We start from the raw sequence: 2,161 nt of genomic DNA, 5'->3' as shown, positions 1-2,161 counted from the left end.
CCGCGGCGACGGCGGTGGCCGCCACCGCGGCGAACACCGTGATCCGGGCGCCGAGAAGGATCTGGCTGAACAGGTCCCGGCCGAGCTTGTCGGTGCCGAACCAGTGCTGCCCGCTGATCGGCAGCCAGGGCGCGCCCGCGTCCACCCGGGTCGGGTCGTACGGCGTCCAGACCAGGGACACCGCGGCGGCGGCCACGACGAGCGAGGACAGCAGCACACCCAGCCGGCCCGAACGGCTGCGCAGCAGGGCCGTCACCAGCGGCGGGGCGGTCCTCGGCGGCCGGGCCGTCCCGCGCGGCGGAGCCGTCATCTCGGGCCCCGCGTCCCGGCGGCCGGCAGCCTCGGATCCAGCAGCCTCGGATCCAGCAGTCTCGGATCCAGCAGTCTCGGATCCAGCAGTCTCGGATCCAGCAGTCTCGGATCCAGCAGCCGATGGCCGACGTCGACGAGGAAGCCGACGACCAGCACGGCCACGGTGATCAGCAGCACTGTGCCCTGGACCTTGACCAGATCGCGGTTGCCGATGTCGACGATCAGCATCTGCCCGACGCCCGGCAGCGCGAACACGTTCTCGATCACGACCGTGCCGGCGAGCAGGGTGGCGAACTCCAGGCCCAGCACGGACAGGACCGGCCCGGCCGCGTTGCGGACCCCGTGCCGCAGCAGTGCCCGGCCGCGGGTCAGCCCCTTCGCCCGGGCGGTGCGGATGAAGTCCGCGTGCAGCACCTCCAGCGTTGCCGAGCGGGTGAACCGCATCAGCACCGCGCCCTCCACCAGCGCCAGGGTGACCACGGGCAGCGCCAGGCTGCGCACGGCCGCCGCCGGGTCGTCCCAGCCGTCCGTCGGGAACCCGCCGGCGGGCAGCACCCCCCACTCGACCGCGAACAGGGTGATGAGCATCAGCCCCACCCAGAAGCTGGGCACCGCGATGCCGAGCTGGCTGAGTGTGGACAGGGCCAGCCCGTCGGCCCGCCGGTGCCGGGCCGCCGAGATGATCCCGAGCGGCAGCGCGACCGCGACGGCCAGGACGGTCGCACCGGCCACCAGCGGCGCGGTCACCGTCAGTTTCTCGCCGAGCTGCGCCGACACGGACACCCCGTTCACCGCCGAGGCGCCGAAATCACCGGTGAGGACACCGCCGACCCAGCTGGCGTACTGGGTGATCAGCGGTCGGTCGACGCCGAGCTGGTGGCGGATCCTGGCGACCTGCTCCGGGGAGGCCGTGGTCCCCGCGATCACGTCGGCCACGTCGCCGGGCAGCAGTCGCAGCAGCAGGAAGACGAGCAGGCTCGCGGCGACCAGCGACAGGGCCAGCAGGACGAGGCGCCGCAGCAGGATCACCGCCATGGGCCCGTCCTTCGCACTCCCCACATCCTCCGTACCACGACCCTCCGAACCATGATCTCGTGAATCACGACTCTCTGTATCATGATTGTTGCCCTCCGGGGCAGGGGAGGGCGTCGAACACGACGGCGGCCGGTCGGGTCAGGACCTCCTGATCTGGATCTTCGAGACGTCGTAGAGGGACGACAGGTTGTTGGTCGGGTAGCCGGTGACGCCGGCCCGGACAATCTGCCGAGCCGGGCCGAGCAGCAGCCAGTCGCTGGCCGCGTCCTCGGAGATCTGCCGGGCGAGCCTGCGCAGGTTCTGGTCACGCTCGGCGTCCGAGGACGCCGTCACCGCGGCCTGATAGGCCTGCTGGACCGCCGGGCTGTCGTAACGCCAGTAGTAGCCCGGCTTCGCGTAGTTGCCCAGGTCCCGCGGTTCGGCGTGGTCGACGATGCTCAGGTCGTAGTCGGCGTTCCGGTACACCTGGGTGAGCCAGGTGGGGAACTCGACGCTGGCCGTCCGCACCGTGATCCCGATGTCCTGGAGCTGGGAGCGCACGTACTCGGCGATGGCCGGCGGGTAGATGTTCGGGACCGTGAGCCCGAGGGTCAGCCCACCCGCGTAGCCGGCGTCGGCGAGCAGCCTGCGGGCGTTCGCCGGGTCGTACCTGTCGATTCCGGTGAGGTCCTCGTACCAGGGGTCCAGCGGTGGGACGGAACTGCCGATCCGGGTGCCGCCGCCGAGTACCCGGATCAGGCCGTCCTTGTCGATGCCCTGCCGGATCGCGTGGCGGACCCGGGCGTCGGACAGCGCCGGCCGCGAGTGGTTGAAC

The 2,161-nt window shown here is 71.6% G+C and carries 2 protein-coding genes and 1 pseudogene; all 3 read right to left on the bottom strand.

What is annotated here, in order from left to right; genetic code table 11:
* Nucleotides 1-310 (bottom strand): annotated as a pseudogene (locus DD1DGNOD_RS20370) (ABC transporter permease); the annotation flags it as partial.
* Entirely contained in the window at nucleotides 307-1,347 is a 1,041-nt protein-coding gene (locus tag DD1DGNOD_RS20365; protein ID WP_013874569.1) for an ABC transporter permease, read from the bottom strand. The pseudogene DD1DGNOD_RS20370 and the gene DD1DGNOD_RS20365, both read right to left, overlap by 4 nt.
* Nucleotides 1,348-1,485: 138 nt before the next feature.
* On the bottom strand, nucleotides 1,486-2,161 hold a 676-nt coding region (locus tag DD1DGNOD_RS20360; RefSeq protein ID WP_241255866.1), incomplete at its 5' end, for an ABC transporter substrate-binding protein.

The organism is Candidatus Protofrankia californiensis (assembly GCF_900634765.1).
GTDB classification, from domain to species: Bacteria; Actinomycetota; Actinomycetes; order Frankiales; family Frankiaceae; genus Protofrankia; species Protofrankia californiensis.
This window is presented reverse-complemented; position numbering and strand designations above follow the sequence as displayed.

What these genes read in the sequence shown, in the direction of transcription:
- DD1DGNOD_RS20365 (WP_013874569.1), bottom strand. Translation starts at nt 1,347, where the DNA reads ATGGCGGTGATCCTGCTGCGGCGCCTCGTCCTGCTGGCCCTGTCGCTG.